Annotated in this window: 7 protein-coding genes and 1 pseudogene; 1 reads left to right on the top strand and 7 read right to left on the bottom strand. The window is 40.2% G+C overall.

Annotation, left to right across the window (positions count from 1 at the left end):
• Positions 1–46: 46 nt before the first annotated feature.
• Together ACSLUH_RS14180 and ACSLUH_RS14185 are read right to left on the bottom strand one after the other, a co-directional pair.
• Positions 47–2,578 (bottom strand): EAL domain-containing protein, encoded by a 2,532-nt coding sequence (locus tag ACSLUH_RS14180; RefSeq protein WP_448568113.1) that lies wholly within the window; start codon positions 2,576–2,578, stop codon positions 47–49.
• 700 nt (positions 2,579–3,278) lie between these two features.
• Complete coding sequence (locus ACSLUH_RS14185) at positions 3,279–4,778, bottom strand: amidohydrolase family protein (RefSeq protein ID WP_448568115.1); 1,500 nt, start codon at positions 4,776–4,778, stop codon at positions 3,279–3,281.
• Positions 4,779–4,909: 131 nt separating this feature from the next.
• Here ACSLUH_RS14185 and ACSLUH_RS14190 point away from each other — a divergent pair, with 131 nt between their 5' ends.
• Positions 4,910–6,679: a winged helix-turn-helix domain-containing protein gene (locus ACSLUH_RS14190; protein WP_448568117.1), complete on the top strand. Its 1,770-nt coding sequence runs from the start codon at positions 4,910–4,912 to the stop codon at positions 6,677–6,679.
• A gap of 89 nt (positions 6,680–6,768) precedes the next feature.
• Here the strand turns inward: ACSLUH_RS14190 and ACSLUH_RS14195 are convergent, their stop codons facing one another.
• The 5 genes and pseudogenes from ACSLUH_RS14195 to ACSLUH_RS14215 form a co-directional block, all read right to left on the bottom strand.
• Positions 6,769–7,746 carry a transposase gene (locus tag ACSLUH_RS14195; RefSeq protein WP_448568119.1) on the bottom strand — a complete coding sequence of 326 codons (978 nt, stop codon included), beginning with the start codon at positions 7,744–7,746 and terminating at the stop codon, positions 6,769–6,771.
• A gap of 95 nt (positions 7,747–7,841) precedes the next feature.
• Positions 7,842–8,084 (bottom strand): annotated as a pseudogene (locus ACSLUH_RS14200) (transposase); the annotation flags it as partial.
• 658 nt (positions 8,085–8,742) lie between these two features.
• On the bottom strand, positions 8,743–9,168 hold the full coding sequence (locus ACSLUH_RS14205; RefSeq protein WP_448568121.1) for a hypothetical protein: 426 nt from the start codon (positions 9,166–9,168) through the stop codon (positions 8,743–8,745).
• A complete protein-coding gene (locus ACSLUH_RS14210) occupies positions 9,168–17,171 on the bottom strand; it encodes a DUF6973 domain-containing protein (RefSeq protein WP_448568123.1) in 8,004 nt (2,667 codons plus the stop codon). The genes ACSLUH_RS14205 and ACSLUH_RS14210 overlap by 1 nt, the downstream gene beginning before the upstream one ends.
• Positions 17,171–19,639, bottom strand: coding sequence for a hypothetical protein (locus tag ACSLUH_RS14215; RefSeq protein WP_448568125.1), 2,469 nt, complete (start codon positions 19,637–19,639; stop codon positions 17,171–17,173). The genes ACSLUH_RS14210 and ACSLUH_RS14215 overlap by 1 nt, the downstream gene beginning before the upstream one ends.
• Positions 19,640–20,007: the final 368 nt, after the last annotated feature.

Here is a 20,007-nt window from a genome sequence, read left to right on the forward strand (position 1 = left end):
CTTGAACTGTAAAATATGCTGACACCTAGGGTCTGTTGATCTTTGTTTAAAGCGATTGGTCAATTTCGATTAATCGCTCAGTTTCACTATAACGCAATAAAAATGCTTCGAGCTGTTGAGCATTTAATGGCTTACCGTAAAAGTATCCTTGATGATGTAAACACTCATTTTGGCTAAGGAAACACTTCTGAGCATCTGTTTCAACGCCCTCTGCTAATACATTTAACGACAGCCCTTTAGCCATATTGATAATGGTTTTGATCAACTGACAATCTTTTTCATTTTGCGGCGCTTTTTGAATAAAACTCGCATCAATTTTTAAGGTATCAATACTTAACTTGGTTAAGTAACTCAGTGATGAATAACCAGTGCCAAAATCATCTAAAGCCACTTTTACCCCCAATGATTTAATCTTATTGAGTTTGTTGTCTGCTTCGATAACATTTTCAATAAAACAAGATTCGGTCACCTCAATTTCTAAGTATTGTGCGGGTAAGCCGGTGCTTTCTATCGTTTGAATAATCGAATTAACGACATCATTGTTAAAATGTAATGCCGAAATATTAACCGCGACTCGACCAACATCCACGCCTAAGCTCAACCAATGCTTACGTTGCTGACAAGCCTCAGTAAGCACCCACTTTTCAATATCACTAATAATCCCCAACTCTTCGGCAAGTGGAATAAAAATACCAGGTGATATCTGGCCTAATTCAGGCTGATTCCAACGTAGCAAGGCTTCTATACCAACAATTTGATGACTAGCGGAGTTAACTTGCACTTGGTAATGCAATTCAAATTCTTGCGCTTTTAGCGCGGCCCTTAATTTATTTTGCAACTGTAGCTTAGCGATATGTTGTTCATTCATCGTTTTTTGGTAAAACGCATAACCATTACGACCCTGTTGTTTGGCTTGGTACATCGCAATGTCAGCATGTTTTAATAAATCTTCAGGCGCTATACCATTAAGTGGATAAACGGCTGCACCAATAGAGGTTGTAACGTAATTCTCTTTACCGTTTAACATGAAAGGTTCATTAAAGTTGGTGTGTATGCGATTAATAACCGAGCGAATATCTTCAACGCTATTCATCTCTGTTAATAAGATAACAAACTCGTCACCGCCAAAACGAGAAACAGTATCGCCCTCTTTTATTGAACTACTAATGCGATTAGCGGCAGCAATCAGTAACTCATCCCCTACTTTATGTCCTAGGGTATCGTTAATTTGTTTAAAACGATCTAAGTCGATAAACAAAATCGCTGCCAACTGTTTATTACGATGGGCGGTCGATATCGCAATATCTAAACGATCCTGAAATAAACGACGATTAGGTAGATTGGTCAGTTCGTCATAAAACGCTAACGAGCGAATTTTTGCTTCATCACTTTTGCGTTCAGTAATATCACTAAAAATACCTGCATAATGAATATCGCCATCAATTTGATTACCGATTTTGACAATGGTTAACCATTCGGGAAAGACTTCTCCCGATTTGCGGCGATTCCATATCTCACCTTGCCACTTGCCAGTTTGCTCAATACTTTCCCACATATCACAATAAAATTGTTTACCGTGATAACCTGAATTTAGAATGTTGGCATTTTTACCAATCACTTCTCGCGCTTTATAGCCAGTGATTGAACTAAATGCAGGGTTCACCGAGATAATATTGGCGTGCTTATCAGAAATCATGATGGCATCAAGAGAATACTCAATCACTTTTTCAGCTAAAAACAAGTGTTTTTGCGACATATTAAGCGCATTATCACGTTGGGTGATCAGCTTTTCCAACTCTTGAAAATAAGAATGCTCAACACCGGAAATAACGTTTTGCATCGCTAGAACGCCAATGACCTCATTATTCTCATTCACTACACCTAAGTGACGAATACGATAACGCTGCAAGGTTAAAAAACTTTGTAATAGAGATTCATCAGGTGTGGTGGTAATTAAAGGGTGAGCGGCATATGCCCACAATGGTTTTTCAGCTTTCTCTCCTTTAGCGAGAATCTTGAGTAAGTCACGCTCGGTAATAATGCCATATTCAGACGTTTCCTCGTTCTTAACAATAACCGATGAATGTTTTTGGTGAGCCATTGCCACTAAAATATCTTCTAGGCATCCTTGGGCATCAAAAATGGGGACACGCGAGTTGTAGTTATCTTTAACAACGCGGTGTTGTAAAAAGTGCTCTATGCCTTGCCGTCTAACGACATCAGTTTGACTAAGAATACCAACAACATCACCGTGCTTTTTAACAATCAGGTGTCTAATTTTGTGCAAATTAAATGCTCGGATAATATCTTTGTACTGGGTATCATGCTCTATAGATATGACCGGTGAGCTCATAAACTCAGAAACGGGATGAGCAAATATCTCCGGTGAAGCAAAGTTAATTCGCGCGCAATCCGCCTCGGTCAAAATACCAATAACATCACTGCCCTGTTTAATCACGATCGAGCTGGTTTTATAGATATAAATTAACTCAGCGGCTTTACTGATCGAGGTATCCGGTGGACAAGATAATATCTTGGTCTGCATGATATCTGCAGCTTTAATGGTATAAGTAGACAAGGCAAAACTTCCTAATACAGCGTAAATTAGGCGCGTTTTATAGCAAAACATCACTGGCTAAAAATTGACTTAAGTCAACAAGTTTGCCGAATTAACATCGTAGAAGGTTTTGTTAACATGTCACTTACGTATTCATGCAAATACACTTGCTATTCGGTAACCTTGTATTTTGGTGAGTTAACGATTTCTCCCCCTAAGCGACGACCAATAAACTCACTGGAGTGTGTTGATCTTTAATGTACATTTTTGCAGCAGTTCATTTGAAGTTTACACAAGACAGAGCCTATGTCATGTGGCTATTCCCCATCAATAGGCAATAACGAAGTAGAAATTTCAAATGGGCGCTGCCCTTCGGATTCGTTTAAACGTGATTTACGCTTTGTTGTAACTCATTTGTATAGAATAACTATACGGTATTCGCTACGCCTCGATTAAATCACGTTTAATTCGAACAAAATTTGTACCGCAAAGTTCAACACGCTCTAGCCCTAAACGCACCTTTTTAAACATCATTTACGCCGAATATCAGTCCATACCTAAAAAAGGCTAAGCCAACAAAATTTCAATGGGGCTCAAGTTACTTTATGCTAACTGTCGTTATTTCACTTTTGCGTTCTCTATGGTGTGCGAACAACTTAAACATTGTTCGCGAGATCTAAAGTGAGCGTTAATCAATACTTGGATTAGTCAGTAACTATCGTTAGTTCACCTTGCTTTGATCTACGTTATTGATGTGAAAAGCAGTGCGCGGTCGAGCTTTGCCTTGCAAAATAACGGTATCAATATCATCAAACGCGGTAATACTTTTTAATGGGTTGCTGTTTAACATTAATAAATTGGCAATTTTTCCTGATTCCACAGTTCCATAATCTTGTTCTAGCTTGTATTGCTTAGCATTATTAAGTGTTGCCGCCGCTAAAATCCCAGCTAAATCCATACCAGCACTGTACATTCCTTGCAACTCCATGTAGGTAGATAACCCAGGTTGAGAGGCATAAGTTGGGCTTGGTGGTGTGTCAGATGCCAATAGTATGGTAGCGCCTCGCTCATATAAATACTGTAATACTTGCTGGCCATTGCGCAGCTTCGCTCTAAAGCTATTGGTGATGTATTGTCTGGTGGCCCCTCCCCAATCTTGATACATTTCATCAGCAAACCACTGCCCAGGCTCAGATAAATACCAATCGATTTGCGATTGAGGCAGGATATTTTTGTAGTCTTTAAGATCTAGGTGTCCATCAACCATTAAATCAGCCAATGAGCGCATAACGTTTAACGTTGGCTGGTAAGCAATATCTCGGGTAATGATTTTATCTAATACCGAGGTTACCCCAGGTGGTAACTGTTCGTTTTTAGTAGTATTTTGCTCTGCCAACCAATTCCATAATCCGTGGGCCAAAACGTTTACCCCAACGTCTGTCGCAATGCTTTGCATATCGGTAGCATTGGCGTGAGCCATCACTGGCAGCCCCAATTGATGAGCATAGTCAACCAGCTCTTTAAGTGTTTTACGATGCATTAACGGAATATGATTTGCCATATTAAAGCCATCCTCAATATACACCTTGGCACATTGGGCGCCATCTTGAGCTAATCGAGATACAGCTGTTTTCACTTGATGCGCTTCTTTAATAGCTGTGGTTGTTTCTGGATCTCCCTCTTGGGCAATATAGTAAGGGCGCTGATGATGTAAGTCTTTATGTTCAATGCCTCTAGCATTGTAGCCATTGAATATCGGCATAGCGCCACAATAAAATGCATTGGGTGACAGCCCGCTTTGGTGAAACTTATTAATACCTTCCTGGGTATTAGAAGGATCTAAAACTTGCGTAACACCATAGTATAAATAATTGCTTCCTTGCCTTGCTAAAAAGGCACGCTGCATTGACGCCGAGTGTTGATCTGATTTTAGCAGTCCTGGCATGGTTTTTAGGTGAGTATGGCTATCCATCAGGCCAGGTATAAGGTACTTGCCGCTGCCATCTATGGTATTTTTTGCTTGCGGAATGGCTTCATTAGTACCGATCTCAACAATACGATTACCTTGTACCGCAACCCAAGCCTTTTCTTTGATCATGACTTGCTGCTGATTAATGGCCGATATCACCGTCGTATTTTTGATCACTAGGTCGAACTTTGCTAGTGCTGGCTTTGCCAATAAGCCACCAATAAATGCCAACGCGATTAAATAGTTTTTCATCTGTTTCTCCTTTAAAAAAATGCCAGCTTATTTAAGAGGAGCAATCACGTCCTAAGTTCTTTATAATATTGATCTAAAATTTTTCTAAAAAAACTAAAACCCTTACAAATCATTAAGATAAAAAGATAAAAATGGAACCTTTTAAATTTGGTAATTGGCATATTTTTCCCAAACTTAACCAATTAACGCTGATCACCAACGGACAAACAGAAACTGTCACCCCTAAAATCATGCAATTATTGATGGTATTGATAGAGCACGCAAACGAACCTGCTAGTGTTGACGAGTTGATTTCAACTGTTTGGCGCGAAAGAGTCGTTGCAGACAGCTCCGTTTACCAAGCCATCGCGCAATTAAGAAAAGTGCTCAGCCAAGATAGCCAACAAGAGGTATACATCGAAAGGATATCTGGACAAGGTTATCGGATTAACCCTGACATCGATATTTGCGCAATTACCACAGAGCCCTTGTTATCGCAACGGCCTTGGTTTTTAATTGCTGGATTAATGATTATCATCGCTGCATTAAGTATTTATCTGCTGACTCGCCCTAAGCAAACAACTGATAATCAACACTTTGAATCCTTATCATTAGCCAGCCATTTGGTTAAACAGCAAGAACCTGAACAACTTCATCATGCAAAACAACTCTACATGTCAGTACTGCAACAACAACCGAGCAATGTTGAAGCACTCAACGGTTTATGTCATAGCTACCGGTTACTTGCCATTTACGACACCATGACAGAAGATGAGCGAGATAGTCTATGTTCACCATTGCTTGAAAAGGCTTATGCGATAGAACCCGATAATGCCAACATACTTGCCTCAATTGGTCGTCAAGCGTTTCACCAAGGTGAGATGGAAAAATCCGCAGCACTTTTTCAACAGGCACTAGCGATAACAGCACAAGAAGCGCTAATATGGCACTGGTATGGACAACTCAAACGCAGTCAAAACCAAATTCAGGAAGCATTAAATGCCCATCAAAATGCATTTAAGTTAGCACCTAACGACCCAATAATACTTAGAGGCTTAGCCTATGCCCATCTAAACAATCGCGACTTGAACAATGCACGAAAATACTTTGAGCGTAGTATAGTTATTGCACCAAACTTCAAAAACCGAGCCTTATATGAGCTTGATTTTTATCCATTAAATCAAGAACGAGCCAAAAACTACTTAGCATGGTACCGAGACAATAAAGACCACTATTTAAAACGATTTCCTGTTCATCGCCTCAGTTATGTGTTGTTTTTATTAAGTCTCAACCAAGCACAATTGGCTGAAGAAGAGCTCAATAAGGTTGAAACAATAGCAAGCATACCTAAGCATTTTTTACTTTACGTCAAAGCATCGCTGGCATGGCATTTGGAAGACCATGAATACGCGCTAACGCTGCTTAAACAGCGCTATGAATTAGCGCCAAAACAACACCATTTAGTCATGCCTTACTTAATGGCACTGACTAACTTGGATTACACCGAACAAGCGCTTGCCCTATTTCATCAACACTTTGCTAATATCGTTGAGCTAGATAACATAAGTGATAAACAACTTGGCCAATATTTATTGTTAGCCGCACTTTATCAAGCACAAGGTAAAACAACCGAATATCAGCAGGCTTACGCTAAATTGCTGAGCTTAAGACAAGAGATCACACAATTCCCAGCCCCATATGAAGTGATTTGGCATGACATCACCGCGAGCAAAGATGACGTTCTCCCTTTGCTCAATAACATGTTATTTGATGGTTGGTTACCTGATTATAACGATAGTATGTTCTCACTTCGCTACTATGGTGGTTTAATTAACGCTACTGAAAAAAAAGCGCAATGGTTAGGTAAGCTAAAAGCAATTCAAGATTGCATTTGGGAAAGTCGTCACTGTACGGTTAATTAATCCCCTTCAACGTTTAGCCTAATCACTAAACAATTGACACCGCAAAGCATCGCTGTTGCGATAGATTGATTGTTTTTTAGGTAAAGGGTTTAAGCTAGTAATTGACTACACTGCTCAATATTATGCCGTCGTTTTATCTGTTGATGTTGGCAAAATTTGGTCAGTTCATCGCGTTTACCTACCGCCCCGTGAAATACTTTGGTAAAGGCAGTGGTCAGAGTGAGCCAGTTTTCGGGGCAAATCGCTAAACGCGCTAAAAGTGCTGGCTGTCGTTCATTGATATAACCCGCTTTGCCTGCTTTGATACAGCGCCCTGTTAGCTCGACCAAGTGTAAATAATCTTGTAGCTCAAATGGCAAGCCTTTTATGGGCATGGTGCGTTTAGGGTTGCCAACAAAAGGCAGTAATCTATTCGGTTGTTGACCTAATTGTGCAGACTCTATGCGTTTTTTAACGCTGGTATAGTCTGAGCGCTCTGGAACATCTGCAATATTGGCTCGAATAGGATTGAGCTCAACATAGGCCATACACGCTGCAAGCGCCGCTTCATCTAACAACGCTTGCGACTTAAAGCGACCTTCCCAAAAGCGCCCCGTACAACCATCTTCTCTATTGGCTTGTCTTGCTATCGGCTCATTCACTTGTCGCATAAACCAACTAATATCCATTAAGCGGTTACGATAAACTTCTACCGTTTCAAGTAAGCTTGGCATTAAATACTCTTCGAGTTGCCCTTCTTTCATATAACGGCGCGTTAATAACGTGCCTTTAAACATATGGTGCCACCGTTCAAGAACTTCACTTATTGACCAACGCTTAGCCGCCTCTTGGTCTATATACAATACCACATGAAAATGGTTACTCATTACCGCATAAGCACATACATCAATGGCAAAACTTTTAGACAATGACAGCAGCTTCTCTTCAATCCACACCCGACGATGCTCGTAACTTTTGCCTGAGACGTTATCTTCTCCACAAAGAAATGCTCGCCGAACACAGCGAGAAATACAATGGTAATAAGGGGTATCTGTTAAACTAATTTGTCGTTGGCGAGCCGTTGCCATGGTTAACCTCTTCATCTCCATTGAATGAGTAAATTAACTATAGTCACGGCTAGTTAGTTCTGCAATTAACAGTGGGTGTCTTTGTTAATTTCCGCCTCTTGGTCTATATACAATACCACATGAAAATGGTTACTCATTACCGCATAAGCACATACACCAATGGCAAAACTTTTAGACAGTGACAGCAGCTTCTCTTCAATCCACACCCGACGATGCTCGTAACTTTTGCCTGAGACGTTATCTTCTCCACAAAGAAATGCACGCCGAACACAGCGAGAAATACAATGGTAATAAGGGGTATCTGTTAAACTAATTTGTCGTTGGCGAGCCGTTGCCATGGTTAACCTCTTCATCTCCGTTGAATGAGTAAATTAACTATAGTCACGGCTTAGCCGTTCTGCAATTAACAGTGGGTGTCTTTGTTAATTGTTTTAATTATAATTAAATAACAGTGGGTGTCCTGTTAAACATTTAGTTCTGCAATTAACAGTGGGTGTCTTTGTTAATTACTTTAGTTCTGCAATTAACAGTGGGTGTCCTTTTTAATTTGTGGGTGTCCTTTTTAATTTTTTCTCCGTTGCATGAGTAGATTAACTATAGCCACGGCTTATTAGTTCTGCAATTAACAGTGGGTGTCTTTGTTAATTTGTTTTTCTCCGTTGCATGAGTAGATTAACTATAGCCACGGCTTATTAGTTCTGCAATTAACAGTGGGTGTCTTTGTTAATTTGTTAATTTGATTGCGATGTCGAGGAGATTGAAAAGCTTGCGCTAGTCAAAAAGCGTTATCAAGATCTAGACGAAAATGACCTTGTTGATGGCGAAACATTTTTTAAGCAATTGGACTCTGAATAGATATAGCAGCGTCTGTCTGCTTTGGCACCAACCCAAAGGAAGCGAAGCACGAAGCGCTAAACGCCAGATAAAAGAAAACCAGCTCACGCTGGCTTTCGTTTGCTTAGTTCCGCCTAGATTTGCACCCGACAGTGTGTACTTTTAATTAATAAGACATTTTTGAGTATCGTCATCAATTATAATAACGAGAGGTTTAACACTCCTTTCAAAAATTAGTTTTTCTTCCGCTAAGTCACAGACATTTCTTTTAATTTCTGCTGCCGCTACTACTGAGTGATCAACTATAATTGCAATTAAAGTTATGTCATCCCTTACCTCAATATCAGCAAAATCTAGCGAATAATCATTATCTACACCATGTTTTCTGAGCACTTGTTTACTATTGTCGTAAGGCTTTAAAATAATAATCTTTTCCCAATTATTTACATAGTCATCTATAGATGCTTTTCCATTTTGTAGGTCCTGATAAAGTCTTTCACTAAAATCTGAAATATTTGACTCATTGGTGCTTTCAGAGCATCCCTGCAAAATCAAAAAAATTGAAAGTATTAAAAATATTCTTTTCATTAATGTGATACCAACTGCCCATCTTTGATATACCAAAGTTGTCCGTTATTTAAGCTATTAGTTACCGCTGTTTGCAATGATAGCCTCATAGCACCATCTCCGTACCTATGAGTAAATCCACTAGGTAACCATGTCGTCTCAGTGGCTAACGATCTACCTATAGCATTGTTATGCATATCCATAGTATTTTCTATTGCTGGACCACCACCAACTTGTTCATGCAATGAAGTAAATGCCTCTGCATGTTCTGCCGAAGTATACCGCGTTATCAGTGCATTCCAATATGCATGTCTAAATGCATCACCTTCCCCGTTATGTAGTGAATTGGGGTAAAGCTCGACTGCTTTGTTATATGCTTGAAGAGTTGCGGCCGCGATTCCGGGAGCGGCAAGTTTATTATCCATCAAATATTGCCACTCTTCATCAGAAACTCGGTCTTTCAATCTCATTAACAATTTATGTGAATCTTTTGCATAGCTTTCACCATTAAACATTTGAGAGAAGGCACCAGTTGTAGCTCCGTTCGCAAATTTACCTCCCGAAATTACCGAGGCAGTACCGCCAATTACAGCAGCCGTAACAACCCTTGCACCAGCATTTTCAGGAGCATAACCAAACTTTTCGTAAATCATTGGCTTAGCTGCGGCAGAAAAACCAGCAGCAAAGAACCCATGTCCAAAATTTCCTCCTTGCAGATCGGACATAACACCACCAACAACGCCATTTCCAACAATATTTCCAAATGTTCCGGGATCGAACATTTGTCCTACGCCATAGAAAGCGGCTGCGCTAAATGCGCCCCTTAAGGCCCCTGTTAGGATGTTTCCTCCATTAGCAGCAGCACCAACAGCGCCAGAAATTGCTCCGGCTGCCGCAGCACCATACCAACTACTTACAAACCAACTGGCTGTTCCTCCCGTAAAGTAAATTAATGCAGCTCCAACTATGACGGAAGCAAACTGCTTAACCTTCTTCCAAAGCTTACTAAAGAAATAACCACTCGGATCGGTATAGCTCATAGGGTTATTCAACACATAACTATAGCGGTTATAGTTTTGGCTATTCGTTGGTGCTTGAATATGTGGGTCAGCTTGTAAGAATCGACCAAGGGTTGGATCGTAAATCCGACCGTTCATATGAATAATATCAGCGTGATCAACTGACTCATGACCAGTATAACCTCGAGTGGTCACATTCAATAAATTAGTCAAGCTTAATGTCGTAAAACTGTTTAGGGTATCAATTACCTGATCTTTTCCTATAATGGTTTTCTTGCCCCATGCATCGAAATAGACTTTTTGTTTAATATCACCATTTTCGTCAACTAAGGTATCTAAACTACCTAAATGATCTTTCAGTAAGTAGCTAATGGAGCTACGGCGACCATTGACTACTTGTTCAACTGCCCCAGGCAAGTTGCGGCGCATAGTCATGACATTACTATTCGATTTACTGATCACTTCAACATTCCCGATATAGAAAGTTGTCGTGGTGACCATTTTACCGTCTTCTGGTGCGGTTGTTACTCGCTTATAGCGATTGCGACTGCCGTCATAACTGAAGGTTGAGACACTATTATCAGCATTATTAGTAATACGCGTGGCTTTATCAAAATGACTATAAACGATATTTCGACCTTTGCCTGAAGTCATATTGCCGTTGTCATCATAGGCATAATTATTAACACTACAGCCTTCACTTGTACCTATACCTGATAAGGCATACGGACTGCCACCAGCATAACAGTAATAACCGACATCATGCTTCCAGGAGATATTACCGTTTGCTGTGTAACGCACTTGCTCTAAACCGTTAACATGCGTTAAACGATTAACATCATCGTAACCGAAGGTTTCATGTTGCCCATCTACCCCTGCTTTTAGAGTATGGTTTGTACGAGAGCGCAGATTACCTAGGGCATCAAATCGGTAAACATTGTTTTGAACGGCAACGCCATTGCTGGTAGCAACGATATTTTCTAATTGACCACTAACTGCATCGAAACCTTTAACGGTATCAATTGTGCCATTTTTTTGGCTAAATTCAGTGACGTTACCAAAAGCATCCATTTTGCTAATTTGATAGTATATTTCACCATTATTGCCATCGCGTGCTTCACGCTGAAAATCAAGGTAGCCATAAGCGTTGTAATGATTTTCAATACCACGACAATCACCCACTACGTTTTGGTTACCATCTAAACAACCTCCTGTTGAATACGCGTCAGGCTCAAACTGTTGGAAGACGCGACCAAACTGATCATAGGTGGTTTGCTGAGTGTATAACGTACCATTGAGCAGCGATTGAACACGATCAGCACGGCCAAAACTGTCATAGAAATAGGTTTTAACTACGCCAGCACCTGTTTCTGACACTAACTGGTGCTGCTGGTAAGCGAAATCAATGGATTCTTCAACCGAGCTACCACTCAGGGTTTGTTTTAATATTGTACGGCCATACTGGTCACGATAGGTTTGATTGGTGTAACCACGTGCAGAGGTTTGACTTATCAGCTCGCCTAAGGCGTTATACTGATAGCTCCATGTGCCTTTACTTGGATCAGTCATTGAGATTTTATGACCATAGTCGTTATAGCCATTGACAATTTGTGAACCGTCAATGTTAGTCACTTTAACTAAATCGCCCACCGCATTATATTGATAAACAATGTTAGCGGTGCTGGCATTATCGCTGACTTTCATGGTTTGACCGAGTAGGTTTTTCTCAACCCGTTTAACTTGCGCTGCAGCCTCACCATCGTTAGGCGATACTGTGGTAGTTTGTACTAAACCATTATAATCAACTTCTGTTTCAACATTAGACGCCGATTGCATATAGGTTGGCCGGCCAAAATTGTCAAAGCTGGCATTATTCCAATAAACGGTTTGTCCTGCATAGTACGGATTAGAAGATTTAACCGTGCGGCCATTCTGATCAAAACGGGTATCCTGGTAAACCCATCTACCGTCAAAACCTTGTTTGCCAGTGCGGATAGCTTGCCCGAGCTTATTATAGTAGGTACGTGTGTTAGGTTTACCCGCAGAAATCACTTCTTCAAGGTAGTAAGAACCATAGCCCCCCTCTGTGCTTAAACTGCGTTTAATTTCAGTTTTTGTACCTAAACTATTGCTAGTAAAATATTTACGACCAAAATTGTCATAACCTATGGTCGTTTCAATACCATTAACATCACGAGTTTTGGTTGGTTGTCCAAAACCATTGCGCTCTAGAACTGTGTTCAGTGTTACCAAACCATTTTTTTGCGATACTGCATAGCGACCGTCATTATCAAAGGTTGTTTCTTTACGACGATAAACTTTGGTTAAGTTAGCTTCACGCTGGGCTGCGTTAGCATTATCAGTTAGATCAGGAATTGCAGATGTACAGTTAATGCTACCAACATTCGCATGGCTAACGGTAAGCTCTTCATTACCAAAGTCGTCATAACAATGCAGCGTCGTTAAGCCGTTAATGGTTTCAGACTCAAGCATCCCTTTATGTGGTGCACTACTCGCGTAATAACTAAAGACGGAATCACGCACTATCGTTTTCTGCGTTAAAGCATTAGGCACATGGTGAGTAACTGTTGATGAACTAACACGTCCTAACCACCAATTATCAACATCGTCATCAAGATATTGATTCACTGTGGTTGTGCTTTTTACCAATGCAGTTTGATTGTCACCTTCAAAAAGTTCAACGTTCACTTGCTGTAAGTTAGCATGGTTGTCTTCAAAAGCCTGATACGTATTGGTTGTCTTGGTCGTCGCTAAAACGTTACCGCTGTCGACATCAATTTGCTTCTCAATACTTTTCCATAGGTAAGGGAAAGTTACCTCGCCCCCCTGCAATGTCATAGTGGCATATTCATTGACAGCATCTTTAATCACTATCTCATCACTGGTTGTTGAGATAGTTGATTTTGGCATACCAATATACGGGTAGTTTTGATGATAAGTTGTAGTGGTTGTAATACCGGTTTGTAAATCGGTGGTAATTAGCTTTTCAAAGCCCAATAACCCTCGACCGCCGGCTTGTGCTCTTAAATTCTCGTATTCGTAAGCAACACTTACGGTATTGTCTGCGTTGTATGAGCTACCACTATCATCATAACTTGGCACTTGAGAGGTCACACCGCTAACCACATACATTGGCGAGATGATATCGTAGACATCGCTACCATTCCCCCAATCATCAATTAATTCGGCTTCAAAGCCTTTTGCGTAAATTGGACTAGCATGGTCATTTAAGCGTTTGTAATTAATGCTAGTTTTTAATCCAAACCCATTAGTAATGCCAATAATTTTATTAATTGGTACATTATCATTTCGGCCATCGCCTTTTATATTTATCTCTTGATTTTCATAATCTAAAAACACAAAGTTGAAATAACCTTCACCTTCAAAGTCGGCAAGCATTACTGCGTGTTTTGTGTCATCATAGTTTGATTGATAAGACAATACCTCAGCCTGAGGGGTGAATTGCTCTCCTTGATTAACGATAACCTCCCAACGCTTTTTACTTCCATTAAAGTAAACGATATCGGTACGGCTATCACTATCATGATCGAGTGCTGTGGCTTGTTTCATTTGACCTGTGGTTAATGTTTCTCCCGAACTATTTTTTAGGTTAAGACTTTGCGCGAGCGTAAAGCCATTTCCGGTACTGTATGCAATACGCCAGCCCATGTTGTAAGAAAACTGCTCGCTATTGGCTTCGCCACCATAATACAAGGCATCACTTAAACCATCACCATTGTAATCAGACACATAAATATTGCTAGAAGTACGATAGCTGGTAAACCCATTCTCTAAATAGCCATAGAACTGATAATGTTGTTGCTGATCATCCAATACATACGCAGCCCAGTAATATTCTGCTTCGGTTTGTATACAATCTTTTCCACCCATACCTGGCACAACAGCTTCATATACATCACCTAATCGCAATAATAAGTCTGCAACACCATCACCATTAAAATCGACCACAGGCAATTCTCTGGGTAAATCGGTGATGGTATTGTCTATAGAATATTCTGCATCAGGATCAGGAATACAACGTTCAATAGGATCTTGTGGCTCCATCATTGAGTGGATAAATGTATCTTCACCAGATTGCTTTGCTTTACCCTTTTTACCTTTATCTTTATCTTTATCTTTATCTTTATCTTTATCTTTGCCATTACCGAACTTTTGATAGATTTGCGATGCAAACATCGTTTCTAAGTATTTGGCATTTTTTTTCTTCTTTTTACCTTTTTTATTTTCATTATTGTTATTTGCACTCGCATAGGAGCTAAATGCACTTTGGTGAGCATTGTTAGACGCAATACGACTATACGCCCCTAGGGGCTTTTCAGTTGGTATTGAAACTGATATCGCTGTCGCAGCATCTAATTTGACGCCAGTATTAGTAATGCCTGCATTAAAATGGATCGTACTTTGATTGTCGTGTCGATACATAAGATCAACAAGTGCATCGCCATTGGCATCAAATAGATTAATATAATTACCCGTATCTTCATGCTTTAATTGTTGACCATTCGCCATTAATGCGCGTACTGAGCCGTATACTGTATAGGTTGTTTTGCGGGGCCGCCCGTCATATGGGTCTTGATATTCGACAGTGTTAGACGTTGGGTTTCTCAAAAAGTCATAATAAAACCATGCAAGTTCATTATTTGCGTTTTTATCCAAAAATATCAACTCTACATAGCCGTCACCGTCAATATCGGCTGGTTTAAATACCGTATCTTTAACTTCATCAATATCAATTAATGCAATCGCCGTAGATGCATGATTAAAGCCATCACCATTATTTATCGACAGATACAAATTAATCCTGTAATTGGTTTTAACCACTTTAATCATGTCTTGAAGACCATCACCATTTGCATCTAACGGTATAATACTGGCAAAACCCGTATCCATGTCTATGGGCGAGTTCATCACAATACCACCATTCCCTTCACTCGCATTAACCGTCCAATCAAAGCTTGTTTTTGCTAAGCACTGATTGTTGTTACATTGTTCTATGTCTTTAAGCCAAACTTCATCTGAAATAACTTTCGTTTCAGTCCTGGCAGGGGTAAATATAACAACGCCCTTTCTAATAACTTCTGATGCAGGAATGGTGTATTCAAAACTACCTTCATGATAGTTCAAGTTGTAGCGAATATTGCTACCTGACACGTTACCGACGTCGGCATAATTCACATCGATACTATCTAATCGCGCTTTGTGCGCTAATTTAGTGCCATAAATATAGCCATGAGATGTATCTTTTCGATAATAACTACCATCATAAAGTACACTATTGTAGTTAAATACGACGCTGTGGCCTGCATAGCTAATTTCGTCGATAAGTACTTCATTTTTACCATAACCATCAGTTTCTGGCTGCTTATAAAAATAATCTATCGTGTTACTCATATTATCTTGCGTAGATGAAAGCAACCAGCTAATAACCGTGCCACCATCGCTAACCACCCGACCATCAAATCGAGTTGCCGAACTGTTTGTTCCGTAATAACTTATCGAGCCATCTGGTCGTTCAACGGTAAAATAAGCAGGTCCACTTCCTGTATTCCCATGTGAAGTAACTCGCGTTTGACTCGCTAGTTCTGTTCGATATTCCGTGCCACTGTTGCCATTTAAACCTGAAACAGGGATAAGCTTTTGACCGTCTAAACAAAAACGATCTTCGTTAGTTAAGGTTATAGCCTTGATTGTGTTATCATGTTCGATAGTTTGACGACAACGGCTTATGCCCGACAAACCACTGATATTCCAACCTATTCCCATAACACCATTACCACCACTCGAGTTGTAACTTAACCCTAATGATGGCGTAACCCCTGCTATTCCTTGAGGTAAAGATAAAGGCACAGAATAGGTGGCAGCACCAGATTCATCCACCTTAAAGTCACCTGCTAATAACCCAATCGTTTCACCTGTTGCCGAAGGCAACGAATTATCATAATTTGGCGTGCTTGGTATATTGGGTGTAGCTGGCGGCAGCGGAGCGACATAAGCGTAAGCCTCGCCATTATTTTCGAGGGTAATAACGCTGTTGTCAGTGTTATTGGTTAGGCGTAAATCATATAGTTCGCCCCCTGAAAAGTTTCCTAAATCAACAATATAATTAGTGGCTATCTGAGTATCACCGACCTCGCTTTGCCACGTGGCTAAATCGATAGGGGTGACAACCCAACCACCGTTGCCATCACCTGTCAGCTTTAAATAGCCACCACCTTGGCTGATTGGCAGAGCAACATATAACACATCACCGACTTGATACACATCGGCTAAATTAACATGCACCACATTAAATGATGCACTTTGCTCGCGCGTTTCATCACCGCTCGTCACTCGGGTTACTAGTACGTAACCATCAACCGCTAACTGACCAAAGTTGGCCACATAAACGCCATATTCCAAGACACCAATCAGGGTAGTGCTTTGCTGGGCGTTATTAATCAGTTCAAACTCTACCGAGTCAATGGTGCTGCCTTCGACTACTTGCACTGCACTGCGGGCAACAAAATCTAAATTAGCGGCAACTTCCGGAATACTACTCTCTGAATATGGGTAGTTTATTAGTGCATCATTGGCGCGTTCAACGCCATCAACTAAACTGCAATCGCCAGCAGAGCTAACCTCTATCGGCTGTTGTTTTTTCTCAGCAATCGAGATTAAATCAACCACACTTGCACTATCATTTATACCTAGTGTCCAGGCATTATTATTGGCTGCAGTAAAGCACTTTCCTAAGTTGTCTCGAGGCTCTGAAGTTGTAAACGTTGCGATGTTTTGCTCCCCTCGCAATGATTCAACCAGATTACTCGCTAACGACGAGGTAGAGGTAAGCAGACTGCCTGAGATTAATAACGATATCGGTAGCAGTGCTGTTAATTTAAATGGGGAAGTCATTGCTTTGAACATCCTTTTTCTTAATAATGAGCCAAAAGACTCAGTAAAATGTGATTCATAAAATGATGGCATTAGTTACCACCTGTAACAGTTCTTGTTGCTTGAAGGTAACCAGAAGCTGGATAACGTTTGCCAAGCAAGTCAGTGCAATACCATTGGGTGGTTGATGTGCCTGCTGCGTTAAAGGTTAACGGGCCAATTTGTCCGCTTGCCGCCTTTGCGCCAGAAACAGTGCTAGTACAACCTTTGACATTTTTTACATCCCAAATAAAGGATGTCGATTGCCCTATAGCGATTGTAGAAGGTGACCAAGTAAATTTAGCGACGATAGGGGATGGTTCAACTTTTATACTATCGGATAAATAGCCACTTTTAGGGTAGCGATTCCCCGCTAAGTCTTGACAGTACCAATTAGAACTATAGGTACCCGGAGAGTTTCTTGTTACGGTGAGACTTCCGCTATTAGCTCTGCTTTCACCATGGCTATTTTTACAGTTTTTAACATTATCCAAATCCCAATAAAACGTAGCGGGTTTACCAACTAAGACGCTACCGGGATTCCATTGAAAGCGGTTTACTCTAGGAGTAGGTATTGGGTTTACTTTTACCGAAGCATTGATATAGCCAGTTTCAGGATATCGATTGCCAGCAAGGTCTTTACACACCCAATTTGAGCTATAATCACCGGGGGCATTTCGAGTAATGCTAATACTACCTTGAACATCTCGACTTTCGCCGTATTCATTTTCACAGTTTTCTACATTTTCAAACGCCCAAACAAGTGTCGCCGATTGACCAACATACACCTGACTAGGCTGCCAATGAAAACGGTTTACGTTCGGTGACGGTATTGGGTTTACTTTTACCGACTTACTGAAATATCCAGTCTCAGGATATTTGTTACCAGCAAGGTCTATGCACTGTAACTCAAATGTATAAGTGCCAATACTCGTTGGGGTTTCAGTATGGGTGCCAGATGTGTCTAGATGTTCCCCATCTGCATTTTGACAGTCTGTTACATTTTTAAATTCCCATGAAAAGCTCACTGATTGCCCCAAGAGTACTTCATCATCTTTCCAACGAAATTCGATTTTTTCTGGCGCTTTATAAACTGAAATAAGATTGCTGATAATTTCTTTAGGGTAACTATTACCCGCAAGATCTTCACATACCCATTTAGATCGATAATCACCGGAGTATGCTCGAGTTATACTCATTTGGCCTGCGTTTTCGCGAGGTGTACCATCTTGGTTTCGGCAGTTTTGAACATTTTTAATGTCCCAATAAAATGTAGAAGGCTGCCCTACAATAACTTTATTTGGCTGCCATTCAAAACGCATTGTTTGAGGTTCAGGCGCGGGCACGACTGTTAAGGTTGGAGGTTCTTGGATATAACCAGTTTCTGGGTAACGATTACCCATCAAATCTTGGCAATACCATTCTGAGGGAAAGACACCTATATCTTCACGCTTGACTGTGATTGTGCCAGATGCTTCCCTAGCTTCTTCATATTTATTTCTACAGTTTTTCAGATAACTAAAATCCCAATGTAAAGTAGCTTCTTGGTTTGGATAAACTTGACTAGGAATCCAATTGAATTGCTTGACTTCAGGGATTGCTTTAGCTGGGTCAACTACTTCAATTGTCGCTTCAATATACTTGCTACTATCTTCTGGATATCTATTACCGAAAAGGTCTTCACAATACCATTTAGAGAGGTAAAGCCCTTCTTCTTCCCGAGTAATGGTTATCGTACCTGATGTCTTTCGTTCCTCGTTATAAAAATTTTTACAGTTCTTTAAATAATTGAATTGCCAATGTAAGGTTGCTTCTTGGTTTGGAAGTACCTGATTAGGGACCCACTTAAACATCTCACTGTCTGGAATTGCTTTAGCTGGGTCAACTACTTCAATTGTAGCTTCAATATACTTGCTACTATCCTCTGGATATCTATTACCGAAAAGGTCTTCACAATACCATTTAGATGTATAATTTCCAATTTCGTTGTGTGTAATAGAAATACTACCTGCACTCTCCCTTGGTTCACTATAATAATTTTTACAATTTTTTAAATATTCAACCTCCCAATAAAAAATACTCTCTTGCCCCGGCAATACTTGAGCTGGCACCCATTCAAAACGCCTTATCTCGGGAATAGCTTTAGCTGGGTCAACTACTACTAAATTCGTTTCCAAAAACTTCGAGTTATCCCTCGGAAATCGGTTACCTGCGATATCTTGACAATACCATTGGGTGATTTGCTGGCCAATCTCTTTAGGCGTTATGGTTAAAGAACCGAAGCCCGAACGATTTTCGTTAAACTTATTTATGCAGAAATCGACATTCTCGATATTCCAATTAAAAGTTGTTTCTTCTCCAAGCACTATTTTATTGGGTGCCCAACTGAAAGACTTTATACGAGGGGTATCGCTGACGGGGACACTTAACAATTCAACGTTGAAATCAACGTCGGTAATTGAGGCTAAAGCCTTTGCTTGAATACAGTAAGTCAACAAGCACATCAATAAAACACGAAACATTTTTCCCCCTAAAGTTGCAAAAGGTTATAAAAGTTGTTAGCAGATAAAAGACCAACATTAATTAATAATGTTTGTTTGAAATAAAAGTTATGTATATTCTTTGAGTATTCAGCTGGCCGTGCTAAGTACTTATTACCTGCCGCAAATATAAAAGGCTGAAATTATAACAAATAAAACAAATCAAAATAAACATTTTATTAACATACGCAAACAAATATTTAACTTAATGTACAATTTCTATAGTTGGTAATACTCACTAAGCATCTGCTTCCCCCTTTTATAATAACCGTCTACTAAAGAAGCTGGTTTACGAACGAGCAATTTTAAGCACAACACCACTGCCAGGCGATAAAACATGGCCTCCTTAT

Source organism: Thalassotalea ganghwensis, from assembly GCF_053485795.1.